At 64.0% G+C, this 15,520-nt stretch carries 12 protein-coding genes; 5 read left to right on the top strand and 7 right to left on the bottom strand.

The features are described from left to right. The first annotated feature begins 14 nt into the window (after positions 1–14). A complete protein-coding gene (gene fahA / locus IVB41_RS16330) occupies positions 15–1,289 on the top strand; it encodes a fumarylacetoacetase (protein WP_247432715.1) in 1,275 nt (424 codons plus the stop codon). A 123-nt stretch (positions 1,290–1,412) separates the two neighbouring features. Here the strand turns inward: fahA and IVB41_RS16325 are convergent, their stop codons facing one another. Together IVB41_RS16325 and IVB41_RS16320 are read right to left on the bottom strand one after the other, a co-directional pair. Next, the gene (locus IVB41_RS16325) at positions 1,413–1,724 is read right to left on the bottom strand and encodes a DUF1272 domain-containing protein (RefSeq protein WP_247432712.1); all 312 of its coding nucleotides are present in this window, start codon (positions 1,722–1,724) and stop codon (positions 1,413–1,415) included. A 75-nt stretch (positions 1,725–1,799) separates the two neighbouring features. Continuing rightward, complete coding sequence (locus tag IVB41_RS16320) at positions 1,800–2,279, bottom strand: Lrp/AsnC family transcriptional regulator (protein ID WP_007599049.1); 480 nt, start codon at positions 2,277–2,279, stop codon at positions 1,800–1,802. 121 nt (positions 2,280–2,400) lie between these two features. Between IVB41_RS16320 and hppD the strand changes: the two genes are divergently transcribed. Beyond that, positions 2,401–3,516: a 4-hydroxyphenylpyruvate dioxygenase gene (gene hppD / locus IVB41_RS16315; protein WP_247432898.1), complete on the top strand. Its 1,116-nt coding sequence runs from the start codon at positions 2,401–2,403 to the stop codon at positions 3,514–3,516. Between the two features lie 191 nt (positions 3,517–3,707). Here hppD and IVB41_RS16310 read toward each other — a convergent pair whose 3' ends face one another. The 4 genes from IVB41_RS16310 to IVB41_RS16295 all read right to left on the bottom strand — a co-directional run bounded on the left by IVB41_RS16310 (position 3,708) and on the right by IVB41_RS16295 (position 8,743). Further along, positions 3,708–4,808, bottom strand: coding sequence for a CaiB/BaiF CoA-transferase family protein (locus IVB41_RS16310; protein ID WP_247432710.1), 1,101 nt, complete (start codon positions 4,806–4,808; stop codon positions 3,708–3,710). A gap of 208 nt (positions 4,809–5,016) precedes the next feature. Further along, the gene (locus tag IVB41_RS16305; RefSeq protein WP_247432707.1) at positions 5,017–5,817 is read right to left on the bottom strand and encodes a xanthine dehydrogenase family protein subunit M; all 801 of its coding nucleotides are present in this window, start codon (positions 5,815–5,817) and stop codon (positions 5,017–5,019) included. Between the two features lie 13 nt (positions 5,818–5,830). Then, on the bottom strand, positions 5,831–8,173 hold the full coding sequence (locus tag IVB41_RS16300) for a xanthine dehydrogenase family protein molybdopterin-binding subunit (RefSeq protein WP_247363144.1): 2,343 nt from the start codon (positions 8,171–8,173) through the stop codon (positions 5,831–5,833). Between the two features lie 84 nt (positions 8,174–8,257). Then, positions 8,258–8,743: a (2Fe-2S)-binding protein gene (locus IVB41_RS16295; protein ID WP_007599059.1), complete on the bottom strand. Its 486-nt coding sequence runs from the start codon at positions 8,741–8,743 to the stop codon at positions 8,258–8,260. 352 nt (positions 8,744–9,095) lie between these two features. Here IVB41_RS16295 and IVB41_RS16290 point away from each other — a divergent pair, with 352 nt between their 5' ends. Both IVB41_RS16290 and IVB41_RS16285 read left to right on the top strand, forming a co-directional pair. Next, positions 9,096–11,135, top strand: a complete 2,040-nt coding sequence (locus IVB41_RS16290; RefSeq protein ID WP_247284784.1) for a methyl-accepting chemotaxis protein — start codon at positions 9,096–9,098, stop codon at positions 11,133–11,135. Positions 11,136–11,319: 184 nt separating this feature from the next. Then, positions 11,320–13,353 (top strand): methyl-accepting chemotaxis protein, encoded by a 2,034-nt coding sequence (locus IVB41_RS16285; RefSeq protein WP_247432705.1) that lies wholly within the window; start codon positions 11,320–11,322, stop codon positions 13,351–13,353. A gap of 155 nt (positions 13,354–13,508) precedes the next feature. On the opposite strand, the gene IVB41_RS16280 is transcribed toward IVB41_RS16285, so the two are convergent. Further along, positions 13,509–13,847, bottom strand: coding sequence for a DUF3175 domain-containing protein (locus IVB41_RS16280; RefSeq protein WP_027568042.1), 339 nt, complete (start codon positions 13,845–13,847; stop codon positions 13,509–13,511). A gap of 182 nt (positions 13,848–14,029) precedes the next feature. On the opposite strand from IVB41_RS16280, the gene IVB41_RS16275 reads away from it, so the two are divergent. Continuing rightward, on the top strand, positions 14,030–15,517 hold the full coding sequence (locus IVB41_RS16275) for an MFS transporter (protein ID WP_027568041.1): 1,488 nt from the start codon (positions 14,030–14,032) through the stop codon (positions 15,515–15,517). Positions 15,518–15,520 lie beyond the last annotated feature (3 nt).

The raw sequence follows: 15,520 nt of genomic DNA, 5'->3' as shown, positions 1-15,520 counted from the left end.
AGGACTGGCGAAAAGTGACAACGCACCCCAACGACCCCAGCCTCCGCTCCTTCATCGACGTCGATCCCGCCTCCGATTTCCCGATCCAGAACCTGCCTTACGGCGTGTTCTCGACCGCGGCCAACCCGACTCCGCGGGTCGGCGTGGCGATCGGCAATTATGTGCTCGATCTCTGGGAACTCGAGCAGGATTCGCGGCTCGACGTCGGCCCGCTCGGCGTGTTCTCGACGCCGTCGCTCAATGCTTTCATGGCGTTGGGGCCAAAGGTCTGGACGAAGACGCGGGCGCGGATCAGCGAGCTGCTGCGCGCCGATCATCCAGAACTGCGCGACAACGAGGAGTTGCGCAAGCAGGCTCTGGTGCCGATGCGCGATGCGAAACTGCATCTGCCATTCGCAGTCTCCGGCTACACTGATTTCTATTCGTCGAAAGAACACGCCACCAATGTCGGCGTGATGTTCCGTGGCAAGGACAATGCGCTGCAGCCGAACTGGCTCCATATGCCGATCGCCTACAACGGCCGTGCCTCGACCGTCGTGGTCTCCGGCACCAAGGTGAAGCGCCCGCGCGGGCAGCTCAAGCCGCCGAATGTGGAGGCGCCGAGCTTCGGACCGTGCAAGCGGCTCGATTTCGAGCTCGAGATGGGCGTCGTGGTCGGCCAGCCCTCAGCCATGGGCGGCATGCTCACGGAGCAGCAGGCCGAGGAGATGATCTTCGGCTTCGTGCTGCTCAACGACTGGAGCGCGCGCGATATCCAGCAATGGGAATATGTGCCGCTCGGCCCGTTCCTCGCCAAGGCGTTCGCGACCTCGATCAGCCCGTGGGTGGTGACGCGCGAGGCGCTGGAGCCGTTTCGCCTGAGCGGGCCGGAGCAGGAGCCGGTGCCGCTCGACTACCTCAAGCAGGGCAAGCCGCAGAACTACGAGCTTGAGCTCGACGTCTCCTTGCGTGCCGCTGGGGCCAACGCGCCGGCCGGTATCAGCCGTACCAATTTCAAGTACATGTACTGGTCCTCGGTGCAGCAGCTGATGCACCACGCCTCCTCGGGCTGCGCCATGACTGTCGGAGATCTCCTGGGCAGCGGCACCATTTCCGGCCCGGAGAAGAACCAGCGCGGCAGCCTGCTGGAGATCAGCTGGAACGGCACCGAGCCGGTCGAATTGCCCGGCGGCATCAAGCGGTCATTCCTGGAAGACGGCGACAGCCTCGTCATGCGCGGCTGGTGTCAGGGCGAAGGCTATCGCGTCGGCTTTGGCGAGGTCGAGGGGACGATTCTGCCGGCGGAGTAGGGCCGAGCTCTCCCCATATTCTCCGTCATTGCGAGGAGCCCTTGCGACGAAGCAATCCAGACTGCTTCCTCGGAGACAGTCTGGATTGCTTCGCTTCGCTCGCAATGACGGCGAGGAGGCAGCTCACCGCTTCTCCGGCGCGACATCCTTGACCCTCGCGCAATGCGCCGCGACGTCCTCCAGGCTGTACTTCAGATGCACCCGCTTGTCCGACGGCGCCTGGTTGCTCGTGCACACGCCCGGTCGCCATTGCTGCGTTGGCCTGATCGGTCGCGGCGCAAAACCTCCGCCGCAGTTCGGGCAGACGTTGGAGAGCTTCGTCTCCACGCAGTCGGCGCAGAACGTGCATTCATAGGAGCAGATCCGCGCATCGGTTGCATTTGGCGCCAGGTCGCGGTCGCAATATTCGCAGTTCGGTCGAAGCTGGAGGGCCATGGCTCAGTCTCCGCAGATTTGGCGGGGATCATCGCAGATCGCGCGCGCAGCGCGAATGCCGGATTTCCCTCGATTTCAGCCGGGTTTGATTTCTTTCAGCGGCAGACGCGTGCTTTCCTTCAGCCTGTCGAGCACGATCGATGAGCGCACATGCGCCACGCTCTGGTGCGGCATCAGCACGTCGTTGACGAGATTGGAGAGACCCTTCAGGTCGCGCAACACGGCTTTCAGCACATAGTCGGCGTCGCCCGTGAGCGAATAGGCCTCCTGGATCTCGTCGATTCGATTGACCAGCGTTCGGAAGCGTTTCGAATTGTCTGGTGAGTGGGTCGCCAGCGTCACCTGGATGAAGGCGACCACGCCGAAGCCGAGGGCCTCGCTGGAGAGATCGGCGTGATAGCCTGATATTACCTTCTCCTCCTCCAGCCGCATCCGTCGCCGCGAGCATTGCGAGGCCGAGAGTCCCGCGAGGTCGGCCAGTTCCTGGTTGGTGAGGCGGCCGTCGTCCTGCAGCGCGCCCAGGATCTTGAGGTCGAATGCATCAACCAAAGTCATGCGCAATTGTCCCGTTTTATGCACAGATCGTGCGCAGGATAACCAAATGACGTCCCATTTGCACGCTCATTGCAGGCGCCATGAAGGATAATTCATGGCAGCAGCAATTTGGGAGAGCACCATGGGTCCGTTTCCGCACGATGCACCGCCGGCCACGATCAGCGCCGACAATCCGATGGGCACCGACGGGTTCGAATTCGTCGAATATGCGCATGCCGATCCGGAACAGCTGCACGCCCTGTTCAAGCTGATGGGCTATGCGCCCGTCGCGCGCCACAGAACGAAGAAGATCACGGTCTATCGCCAAGGCGACATCAATTATCTCGTCAACGAGGAGCCCGGCACCCACGGTCACGATTTCGTCGCCGCGCACGGCCCCTGTGCGCCGTCAATGGCGTTTCGCGTCGTCGATGCCAAGAAGGCCTATGACCGTGCGATATCGCTCGGTGCCGAACCTGCGGATGTGTCCTCCGCGCAGAAGACGCTCGACGTCCCCGCGATCAGGGGCATCGGCGGCAGCCTGCTCTATTTCGTCGATCGCTACGGCGCCAAGGGTTCGGCCTATGACAACGAGTTCGAATGGCTCAGCGCGCGCGATCCGCGTCCCGCCGGTGCCGGCCTGCTCTATCTCGATCACCTCACCCACAACGTCCATCGCGGCCGCATGGACGTGTGGACCAGCTTCTACGAGAAGCTCTTCAATTTCCGCCAGATCCGCTTCTTCGACATCGAGGGCCGCGCCTCAGGCCTGTTCTCGCGCGCGCTGACGAGCCCTGACGGCAAGATCCGGATTCCGATCAACGAGGACGCCGGCGATTCCGGCCAGATCGAGGAATATCTGAATATCTATCGCGGCGAAGGCATCCAGCACATCGCTTGCGGCTGCCGTGACATTCACCGCACTATCGAGGACTTGCGCGAAGCGGGCCTGCCCTTCATGCCGGCGCCGCCCGCGACCTATTTCGAGCGGATCGACGCGCGGTTGCCGAAGCATGGCGAGGACGTCGCGCGCCTGCAGAAGAACGGCATCCTGATCGACGGCGAGGGTGTCGTCGACGGCGGCCAGACCAAGGTGCTGCTGCAGATCTTCTCGGCCAACGCGATCGGCCCGATCTTCTTCGAGTTCATCCAGCGCAAGGGCGACGACGGCTTCGGCGAAGGTAATTTCAAGGCGCTGTTCGAATCGATCGAGGAGGACCAGATCCGGCGTGGGGTGCTGAAGGTGGATGCGGCGTAAGTCGCGCACTTTACGTACACTGCCACATCAAAACAGGTGTCGTCCCGGCGAAGGCCGGGACCCATACCGCGTGATGTATCGATCTGATCGGTGAGGGTACCGAACTCCGAGTCTTCGTCAAACCACTCCCTGTGGTTGTGGGTCCCGGCCTTCGCCGGGACGACAGTGGAGGTTGTTGTAACGGCGGGGGTCTAACGCCCCGCCTTCCACGCCTTCGTCACTGCGCCGATCTCCGCCCCTTCCGGCTCGCGCACCGCCGACGGCGTCCGTGAAAAGCGCGGCGCCGGCGCCGGCTGCTTGACGCCGTGGCGCTCGACGAACACCTGTCGGGCGACCATATGCGGATGCTCGGTCGCTTCCGACATGGTCAGCACCGGCGCAAAGCAGATGTCGGTGCCTTCCATGATCTTGCACCAGTCCTCGCGCGTCTTGCTCTTGAACACCGTCTTCAGTTTTTCCTTCAGCGCGGGCCAGGCCTTGCGGTCCATCTGCGCGTCGAAATCGGCGTCGGTCAGGCCGGCGTGCTCGCGCAGCAGCGCGTAGAATTGCGGCTCGATCGAGCCGATCGAGACGAAATGGCCGCAGGCGCATTCGTAGACGCCGTAGAAATGCGCGCCGCCGTCGAGGAAGTTCTCGTTGCGGCCTTCGGTCCAGCGGCCGAGCGTGGTCATGTCGAAGAAGAACGACATCAGCGATGCCGCGCCGTCGCACATCGCGGCATCGACGACCTGCCCCTTGCCCGACCGCGAGGCCTCCAGCAGCGCCGCAAGCACGCCAACGACGAGATAGAGCGCGCCGCCGCCGAAATCGCCGACCAAATTGAGCGGCGGCACCGGCGCTTCTTTCGTGCCGATCGCGGCGAGCGCGCCGGTGATGGAGATGTAGTTGATGTCGTGGCCGGCGGCATTGGCGAGCGGGCCTTGCTGGCCCCAGCCAGTCATGCGGCCGTAAACCAGCTTTGGATTGCGCGCGAGCACGACGTCAGGCCCGAGGCCGAGCCGCTCCATCACGCCGGGACGGAAACCCTCGACCAGCGCGTCGGCATTCGCAAGCAGATCCAGCACCTCCGCGATCGCCGTCTTGTCCTTGAGGTCGAGCTCGACCACCTTGCGGCCGCGGCCTGCGACGGACTTCATGCTCTTCCTGGCGCCGACACGATCGAGCGTGACGACATCGGCGCCCATGTCGGCCAGCAACATGCAGGCGAACGGGCCGGGTCCAATGCCGGCGAATTCGACGATGCGGAAACCTGCGAGCGGACCGGAGGAGGTGGGGGCTGATTTGTCGAGCACGTCGTTGTTTCCTCGGGTCGCGGGCGGATGCCGATTGTTCGGCAATCGCCTCGGACATTCCTCTGCGGGCGAGTTAATTGGCTGATTAACTTTTCTCGCCTTCACGCCAGCGAGGCAAGCGGTTTTCGTGCCGCACGGCCAAATAAAAACGGCGCGCACCGAAGTGCGCGCCGCGGAAGATTTGTGTTGAGGCGCTAAAGCGCGATCATCAGCGTGCGGCAGCCACCGCGCGCTGCGCCATCACCTTGATCAGGTTGGCGCGGTACTCCGCCGTGCCGTGGATGTCGGCCAGCAGATTGCTCGCCGAGATGCTCACGCCGTCGATCGCCGACGGTGACCAATTCGCCTTCAGCGCCGTTTCGATGGCCGCGACCCGCATCACGCCGCTTTGCGAGGCGCCGGTGGCGGCTACCCGAATCTCGCCCGACTTCGCCTGCGCGACGAACACGCCGGTCAGCGCGAAGCGAGACGCAGGGTGGCGCATCTTTTCGTAGCCTGCCTTCGCCGGAACCGGGAACGACACGGCGGTGATAAGCTCGCCGTCCTCCAGCGCCGTCGTGAACATGCCCTGGAAGAAGTCATCCGCCGTGATCGACCGCTTGTTGGTCTTCACGGTGGCGCCGAGCGCGAGCAGCGCGGCGGGAAAATCCGCCGCGGGATCGTTGTTGGCGATCGAGCCGCCGATCGTGCCGCGATAGCGCACGGCGGGGTCGCCGAGCACCGAGGTGAGATAGGCGATTGCGGGGATCGCCTTCTTCACATCGGCATTCTGCATGATGTCGAAATAGGTCGTGCCGGCCTTGATGGTCAGTACGTCGCCCGAAAGCTCGACGCCCTGAAGCTCCTTGATCTTGCCGAGATCGATGACGTCGGACGGGCTGGCGAGGCGCTGCTTCATCACCGGCAGCAGCGTCTGGCCGCCGGCGAGGAACTTCGCTTCGCTGCTCTTGGAAAACAGGGCGACGGCTTCGTCAACCGAGGACGCGCGATGATAAACGGTCTGGTACATCTTCGTTCCTCCCTTAAGCCGCGTGGATCGTGCGCCACACCCTGTCAGGGGTTGCGGGCATTTCCAGATTGTTCTTGCCGATCGCATCCGTGATCGCATTGATCACGGCCGCAGAGGCGCCGATCGCGCCGGCCTCACCGCAACCCTTGATGCCGAGCGGATTGCCGGGGCACAGGGTCGTGGTGTGGGAGAGGTTGAACGAGGGAACGTCGTCGGCGCGCGGCATGGCGTAGTCCATGAACGAGGCCGTGACCGGCTGCCCGTTGGCGTCGTAGATCGCGTGCTCGAGCAACGCTTGTCCGATGCCTTGCACAAGACCGCCGTGGACCTGGCCTTCGACGATCATCGGGTTAATCAGCCGGCCGAAATCGTCGGCCGCGACGAAGTTGACGAAGGAGGTCTTGCCCGTGCCGGGATCGACCTCGAGCTCGCAGATGTACGTGCCGGCCGGGAAGGTGAAGTTGGTCGGATCGTAGAAGGCGCTCTCCTTCAGGCCCGGCTCCATCCCGTCAGGCAGATTGTGCGCGGTGTAGGCTGCGAGCGCGACCATCGGGAAGGCGATCGCCTTGTCAGTGCCGGCCACCTTGAACTCGCCGTTCTCGATGACGATGTCGCCTTCCGAGGCTTCCAGCGCATGCGCGGCGATTTTCTTGGCTTTGGATTCCATCTTCTCCATCGCCTTCAGGATCGCGGTGAGGCCGACGGCCGCGGAGCGCGAGCCGTAGGTGCCCATGCCGAACTGCACCTTGTCGGTGTCGCCATGGACGATCGAGACCTGGCTGATGGGAACGCCGAGGCGCTCCGCAACGAGCTGGCAGAACGTGGTTTCGTGACCCTGGCCGTGGCTGTGTGATCCCGTCAGGACCTCGATGGTGCCGACCGGGTTGACGCGGACTTCGGCGGATTCCCAAAGACCAACGCCGGCGCCCAGGCTGCCGACGGCCTTCGACGGCGCGATACCGCAGGCCTCGATGTAGCAGGACACGCCAATGCCGCGCAGCTTGCCGTCGGCCTTCGCCTTGGCTTTGCGCCCGGCAAAGCCGGCATAGTCGATCGCCTTCATCGCGGCGTCGAGCGAGGCGTTAAAGTCGCCGGTGTCATAAGCCATGATCACCGGCGTCTGGTGCGGGAACTGGGTGATGAAGTTGGTCCGGCGCAGCGCGGCCGGATCGACCTTCAACTGCCGCGCCGCCGTCTCCATCAGACGTTCGATCAGATAGCTCGCCTCGGGGCGGCCGGCGCCGCGATAGGCGTCGACTGGCGTCGTGTTGGTGTAGACCCCGACTACCTCGGCATGGATCGCCGGGATGTTGTACTGGCCCGACAGCAGCGTCGCGTAGAGATAGGTCGGCACTGACGACGAGAACAGCGACATGTAGGCGCCGAAATTGGCGAAGGTCTTCACCTTCAATCCGGTGATCTTGTTGTTGGCGTCGAACGCCATCTCGGCATGAGTGACATGGTCGCGGCCATGCGCATCGGTGAGGAAGGCTTCGGTGCGGTCGCCGGTCCATTTCACGGGACGGCCGACCTTTTTCGAAGCCCACAGCGCCACCATCTCTTCGGGATAGATGAAGATTTTCGAGCCGAAGCCGCCGCCCACATCGGGTGCGATCACGCGCAGCTTGTGCTCGGGGGCGATGTTGTAGAACGCCGACAGCACGAGGCGGGCGACGTGCGGATTCTGCGACGTCGTGTAGAGCGTGAAGTGCTCTTCCGCCGAATCGTAGTCGGCGATCGCGGCGCGCGGCTCCATCGCGTTCGGCGCGAGGCGGTTGTTGGTGACGTCGAGCTTCACCACGTTGGCGGCCTTGGCGAAGGCAGCATCGGTGGCGCCCTCGTCGCCGATCACCCAGTCATAGACCTGGTTGCCGGGAGCTTCGGGATGCAGCTGCGGCGCGCCGGACTTGATCGCGGCGTGGACGTCGGCGACCGCGGGCAGCTCTTCGTAGTTCACGACCACGGCTTCGGCCGCGTCGCGTGCGAGATTTTTGGTCTCGGCGATCACGACCGCGACGGCCTGACCGACGAAGCGCACCGTCTCCGGCGCCATCGCCGGCCATGCGCCCATCTTCATCGGGCTGCCGTCCTTCGAGGTGATGGCCCAGCCACAGATGAGGTTGCCGACCTTGTCGTCGACGATCTCTTGCCCAGTCAGCACCGCGACCACGCCCGGCATCTTCAGCGCGGCGGAGGAATCGATTCCCTTCACCTTGGCATGCGCGTGCGGGCTGCGGATGAAATGGGCATGGGTCATGCCCTGCAATTTGATGTCGTCGACGTAGCGGCCCTTGCCGGTAATAAAACGCTTGTCTTCCTTGCGCACGACGCTCGCGCCAATGCCTTCAACACCCATGTCTGGTCCTCCCGACCGGAATTTGTCTTGACCGCGCTTTCCCTCGAAAGCGGCGGCGATCGTTCTTATTTCGAGGCGGGCCGCTTACTCGGCCGCCTGCGAGACCTTCATGCGGCCTGCCGCGTCCAGCACGGCTTTGACGATGTTGTGGTAGCCGGTGCAGCGGCAGATATTGCCTTCGAGCTCGTGGCGGACGGTGGCCTCGTCGAGCTGGCCGCCATAGCGGTGCACGATATCGATCGCCGACATGATCATGCCCGGCGTGCAATAGCCGCACTGCAGGCCGTGATTGTCGCGGAAGGCCGCCTGCATGGGGTGCAGCTCGTCGCCCTTGGCGATGCCTTCGATCGTGGTGATGCTGGCGCCGTCGGCCTGTCCCGCCAGCATGGTGCAGGATTTGACCGCCTTGCCGTCCATATGGACGACGCAGGCGCCGCACTGGCTGGTGTCGCAGCCGACATGGGTTCCGGTGAGGTTGAGGTGGTCGCGCAGCAGCTGAACCAGTAGCGTGCGGTCCTCGACGTCAACGGCAACAGCCTTGCCGTTCACCGTCAGTTTGACTGTAGACACGGTTGAAGTCCTCCCGGGGTCGATTTTGATTGTTTCTAATTAGAGACAGCGACCCGGAACTTTGCAACTACGATTTTGGTCGCCCGCGTCATGGAAAAGTCATTGATCCAGAATGCCCAACATTGGTTGGGGGGGCGAGTCGGCCAGATCGGGTGCGGCGCCGGGGCGCAGCTGGGATGCCAGCCTCTATATCCTTGCGCGGTTCGCCTTTTCAGTTCGCTGGGCTGATAGAGCCTGAACTCTGCGGGCCCACCGAATTTACCGCCCCTTATCGATTCTGCCTTAGTTTTGCGCAGCCAGGTCAGGGGGCGGGGCGCCACCGGATCTCGGCTGAATGAAAATGGGGGTGGGAATGTCCGGGCGTATCGCGTCGTCGTCGAAGCGCACAATAATGCCGACCCTCAGGTTCCGCGCCAAGATCATTCTGGGGTTTGCCGCGGTGCTGGTGATCTCCGCCGGCAGCATGGCTTTCTCCTATTTTGGCTTCGAGCGGGTCTCGTCCGGGGTCGGGTCCTACCGCAGCAGCGTCACCGAGGCCGATCTCGCCCGTAATATCGACCGGGAGCTGCTCGCCTATCGCTCGGCCGTCAAATATTTCGTCGTCACCGGCAAGGAGGACGACGCCAAGACGGCGCTGGACGCGGAGACCGGCCTGAAGGGCGCCATCGACCAGGCGGTCAAGAGCGCCAAGAAGCCGGCGCGGCAGGAAAGTCTGGGCAAGCTCTCCAAGGAGTTTTCCAACTTCTCCGCGACCTTCGCAAAAGTCCTCCAGGCCAAGCGTGACAGCACGCTGCTGGTGCAGAACCAGCTCACGCGCAACGCCAATCTCCTGAAATACAAGCTCGACGACATCGGCAACAATGCCTCCGATTCCGAGGCGCAGGCGATCGAGTTCGGAACCAAGCAGGTCAACGCCCAATTCCAGACCGCGAATGCGGCGGCGACCAATTTCGTGCTGACGTCCGACCAGACGATTGCTACCAGCGCGCTGGCGCGGCTGAAATTCGTTGAGAACTCGCTCAACGCAGTCTATTCGATGGACGACAAGATCGTCGCCGGCCTGAAGGATGCCAGGGGATTGCTCGGCGCCTATCGGGAATCGCTGGAAAAACTGATCGCCAACGCCAAGATGATCGACGATCTCGTCACCGAGATGAGCGGTTCGGCCGGCGCGATCCTTCAGGGTGCTACCGCCATGAAGGCGGACCTCGTGGCCGAACAGCAGCGGCTGGAGTCCGAATCGGAAGCGACCATCGCGAAGACCGAGCAACTGGTGCTGATGCTGGCCGTCGGCGGCACGCTGCTCGGCGCGATCCTCGCTTTCCTGCTCGGCACCGGCATTTCGCGTCCGATGATCGCGATGTGCAAGGCGATGCGCGAGCTTGCCGCGGGCAATTTCGACGTCGTGCTGCCGGGCCTGGGCCGCAAGGACGAGATCGGCGAGATGGCCGGCGCGGTCGAGGAATTCAAGGTGCAGGCCGTGGCCAAGGCCGAGCGCGACGCCGCCGCCAACGAAGCTCAGAACAAGGAAGCGAGCGCTGCTCGCCGTTCCGAGCTGATTCGTTTCGCCGACGATTTCGAGAGCGCGGTCGGTGCCATCGTCTCCAACGTCTCGGCTTCCGCCGTGCAGCTGGAATCGGCGGCCTCGACGCTGACCCGCACTGCCGAGACCACGCAGAGCCTGTCGAGCCAGGTCGCCGACGTCTCCGAGCAGGCCTCCAGCAACATGCAGTCGGTCGCGACCGCGACCGAAGAGCTCTCGGCTTCGGTCGAGGAGATCGGCCGCCAAGTGCGCGATTCCAGCCGCATTGCCGAAGCCGCCGTGGTGCAGGCAAAAGAGACCGATAACCGCATCGGCAAGCTCTCGCATGCCGCCCAGCAGATCGGCGAAGTGGTCAAGCTCATCACGGCAATCGCCGAGCAGACCAATCTTCTCGCTCTGAATGCGACGATCGAGGCGGCGCGCGCCGGCGAAGCCGGCCGCGGCTTTGCAGTTGTCGCCAGCGAAGTGAAGTCGCTCGCGAGCCAGACCGCAAAGGCCACCGACGAGATCTCCTCGCACATCACGGGCATGCAAGGCGCCACAGCCGAGTCGGTTGCGGCGATCAAGGAGATCGGCGCGACCATCGGCCAGATCTCGTCGATCTCGACGTCGATTGCGAGCGCAGTGGAGCAGCAAGGCGCAGCGACGCAGGAAATCGCGCGCAGCGTCCAGACCGTCGCACAGGGCACTCAGACCGCCGCCACCGACATCGGCCAGGTCAACCGCGGCGCCGCCGAAACCGGCTCGGCCTCGGAAGAGGTGCTGCACTCGGCCAAGACACTGTCGTCCGAAAGCACCCGCCTGCGTGCCGAGCTCGACCGCTTCATGGGCAATATCCGGGCGGCGTAGAGGCATTCCCGCTAATGTCGTCCTGGCGAAAGCCAGGACGACGAGACCCTGCGTCACCTAACCGCCGGTTGCGGCGCCACAAATTTACCGCCGCTTATCCTTTGCCATTTACCGTGCTCACGCGTCAGGAAGCGGGCTGCTTCCGGGCTGCGCCTGGTTTTCCGCGAATGGAATGGGGTGGGGAATGCCCGTCAAGTCGAAGCCGACCACATCGAAGCTGCTCACCTTGCGTTTTCGCGCAAAAATCATCCTCGGCTTCGTGGCGGTGCTTGCCATCCTCGCCGTCAGCATGGCTTTCGCGTATTTCGGCTTCGAGCGGATCCAGGCCGCCGTGGCCTCCTACCGCTCCAGCGTCGCCGAAGCGGACCTTGCGCGGACGGTCGATCGCGAGCTGATCGCCTACCAGGGGTTGGCGCGGGCCTACACGCTGACCGGCGCGGCGGATGATGAGACCGCCGCCAAAGCGGCCGAAGAGAATTTGAGGGCCGCGATCGCCAAGTCTGCGGCGGCCACCACGGGCGCCGCGCGCCGCGAGCAGGTCGGCCGGCTCGAGGCCGACTTCAAGAGCTTTACCAAGGTGTTCGGCGAGATCATCACGTTGACGCGCGAGAACGGCAAGATCGCGACGGATGAGCTCAACAGCGTCGGCAACAAGATCCGCTTCAAGTTCGACGATCTTGCCGATACCGCGGCATTGGCGGGCCTGAACTCGGTTCAGGGCACGGCCAAGGACATCACATCGCAATACCTTGCGGTTTCCACCTCGGTCAGCGCCTTCGTCGCCAAGCCGGAGCCGAAGACCGCCGACGGCGTGACCGCCCGCATCAAATTCCTGGAGACCTTGCTGGTCTCGATCTATGCCAACGACCAGAAGATCACCGACCGCGTCACCGAGATCAGCAATCTCCTCAAGCAGTACCGCGCCTCCTTTTCGAAGCTGACCGAGAACGTGAAGGTCATCGTCAAGCTGAACGGCGACATGACCAAGACGGCCGCGTCCATTCTCAAGCTCTCGGGTGAGCTGAGGTCGGAGCTGACGGCGGATCAGCAGCGCATCGAGGTGAGCGCCAATGCCACCATCAGCGAGACCGAGCGGACGATGCTGATGATGGCGCTGGGCGGCCTCGCCATTGGCGCCGCGTTGGCCTGGATGCTGGGCAATGGCATTTCGCGTCCGATGATCGCGATGTGCAAGGCGATGCGCGAGCTTGCCGCGGGCAATTTCGACGTGGTGCTGCCGGGCCTGGGGCGCAGGGACGAGATCGGCGAGATGGCCGGCGCTGTCGAGGAATTCAAGGTGCAGGCCGTGGCCAAGGCCGAGCGCGACGCCGCCGCCAACGAGGCCCAGAACAAGGAAGCGAGCGCTGCTCGCCGTTCCGAGCTGATTCGTTTCGCCGACGATTTCGAGAGCGCAGTCGGTGCCATCGTCTCCAACGTCTCGGCTTCCGCCGTGCAGCTGGAATCGGCGGCCTCGACGCTGACCCGCACCGCCGAGACCACGCAGAGCCTGTCGAGCCAGGTCGCCGGTGTCTCCGAGCAGGCCTCCAGCAACATGCAGTCGGTCGCGACCGCGACGGAAGAGCTCTCGGCTTCGGTCGAGGAGATCGGCCGCCAGGTCCGCGATTCCAGCCGCATTGCCGAAGCTGCCGTGGTGCAGGCCAAGGAGACCGATAACCGCATCGGCAAGCTCTCGCATGCCGCCCAGCAGATCGGCGAAGTCGTCAAGCTCATCACGGCGATCGCCGAGCAGACCAATCTTCTCGCTCTGAATGCGACGATCGAGGCGGCGCGCGCCGGTGAAGCCGGCCGCGGCTTTGCAGTTGTCGCCAGCGAAGTGAAGTCGCTCGCGAGCCAGACCGCAAAGGCCACCGACGAGATCTCCTCGCACATCACGGGCATGCAAGGCGCCACCGCCGAGTCGGTTGCGGCGATCAAGGAGATCGGCGCGACCATCGGCCAGATCTCGTCGATCTCGACGTCGATTGCGAGCGCAGTGGAGCAGCAAGGCGCAGCGACGCAGGAAATCGCGCGCAGCGTCCAGACCGTCGCACAGGGTACTCAGACCGCAGCCACCGACATCGGCCAAGTCAACCGCGGCGCCGCCGAAACCGGCTCGGCCTCGGAAGAGGTGCTGCACTCGGCCAAGACACTGTCGTCCGAAAGCACCCGCCTGCGTGCCGAGCTCGACCGCTTCATGGGCAATATTCGAGCGGCGTAGGGGCATTCCCGCCAATGTCGTCCTGGCGACAGCCAGGACCCATTAGCCCAAGCAGCAGTTATCGGGCGAACTGCTAACTCCGAGTCATCGCCAAATTGCTCCGTGGGGTAATAGGTCCTGGATCGGCACTGCGCTTGTCCAGGACGACCTGGCACTCACTCCCTCCCGAATGCCCGCTTCAGTTCCACCTTTGCCCGCTCCAGCCGCGTGCGCTGCGTCTGCGGCAGCGTCTTGCCGGCGCGGTTGATGTAGAACGTCAGCATCGACAGCGCCGAGCGGTAAGCGCCGGTCTTGCGGCGCGCGCTGTGCTCGGCCGAGCGCTTCAACGAAGTCGCGATCTTCTTCGCGCTGGTCAGCTTGAACACGCCTTGTTTGAGGTCGAGCGCGTCGCTCTCCTTGGTTACGCGCTGCGACCAGCGCTTCGGTGCGGCGCGTTTGGTGCTCTTGCGCGCCGCTGTTTTGCGAGAATGTGTCGTCTTTCTGACATGAGCCATGCGTCAACTCCTTGCGGCTCCAGCGAAAACCGGCGGCGCGAACGGTCGTTCCTGCGGGAACCTGCCCTCGCCGCAGGCGTTGTCGCGGGTGGCAGGCGGAATGCCGCACCCCCTCGATCGGATCGCCCCCGTCCACGCCACGTGAACCGGGGCCATGTCCATTGGTCAGATGCAACAACGCGATGGAATTGCAGCGAAGCCCAGCGCCGAACGATGGACCTGTGGTCTCCACCGCGACCGCGGCCGATCGCATCATCGAAACCAGCATTCCCGCGCGACTTGATGCGCTGCCGTGGAGCGGCTTTCACACCCGCGTCGTGCTCGCGCTCGGCATCACCTGGATTCTGGATGGCCTCGAGGTGACGCTGGCCGGCGCGCTCTCCGGCGCGCTGAAGCAGAGTCCCACCCTGCATTTCTCCAATCTCGATCTCGGCGTTGCCAATTCCGCCTATCTCGCGGGTGCTGTGCTCGGCGCGCTCGGTTTTGGCTGGTTGACCGACCGCATCGGCCGCAAGAAGCTGTTCTTCATCACGCTCGCGCTCTATCTCTCGGCGACGGCCGCGACCGCTCTGTCATGGAATGTCGCGAGCTACGCGCTGTTTCGCTTCCTCACCGGCGCCGGCATCGGCGGCGAATATACCGCGATCAATTCGACCATCCAGGAACTGGTGCCGGCGCGCTATCGCGGCTGGACCGATCTCGTCATCAACGGCAGCTTCTGGATCGGTGCCGCGATGGGAGCCGTAGCGGCCATCGTGCTGCTCGATCCCGCGGTGATCGGCCCCGATCTCGGCTGGCGCCTCGCTTATCTCATCGGCGCGGCCATCGGCCTCGTCGTGCTCTTGATGCGGATGTGGATTCCGGAGAGTCCGCGCTGGCTGATGATCCACGGCCGTCCCGACCAGGCCCACGCCATCGTCGACGAGATCGAGCGCTCGGTGCTCGGACACGACCAGGATACGAGCGATGGGCGCTTCGCCAAAATCCGCCTGAAAATGCGGAGTCACACGCCGATCCGCGAGGTCGTGCACACGCTGTTCTCGGTCTATCGCCAGCGGGCGATGGTCGGCCTCGTGCTGATGATCGCGCAGGCCTTCTTCTACAACGCCATCTTCTTCACCTTTGCGCTGGTGTTGACCGATTTTTACGGCATCAGCGCCGATCATGTCGGCTGGTATCTGCTTCCGTTCGCCGCCGGCAATTTCCTCGGTCCGCTGCTGCTCGGCCGCCTGTTCGATACGCTCGGCCGCCGGACCATGATCATGTTCACCTATGGGGTGTCGGGCCTGTTGCTGGCGCTGTCGGGTTATCTGTTCTCGATCGGCGCCTTGAGCGCGCAGGGGCAGACCATCGCCTGGATGGTGATCTTCTTCTTTGCCTCGCCGGCCGCGAGCGCCGCCTACCTCACCGTCAGCGAGACTTTCCCCTTGGAGGTCCGCGCGCTGGCGATCGCCGTGTTCTATGCGGTCGGCACCGGCATCGGCGGCGTGATCGGCCCCGCGTTGTTCGGTGCGCTGATCGACACGGGGTCACGCACCAGCGTGTTCGCAGGCTATTTGCTGGGGGCATTCCTGATGATCGCAGCCGCGATCGTGGCGTGGCGCTATGCCGTCTCGGCGGAGCGCAAATCGCTCGAAGAAATCGCGCGGCCGCTGGCTTCCATGGAGTAGACT

Source organism: Bradyrhizobium sp. 44 (assembly GCF_023073095.1).
In the GTDB taxonomy this organism is placed as follows: Bacteria; Pseudomonadota; Alphaproteobacteria; order Rhizobiales; family Xanthobacteraceae; genus Bradyrhizobium.
The sequence above is the reverse complement of the archived record's forward strand: the minus strand, read 5'-3'. Positions and strand labels throughout refer to the sequence as shown.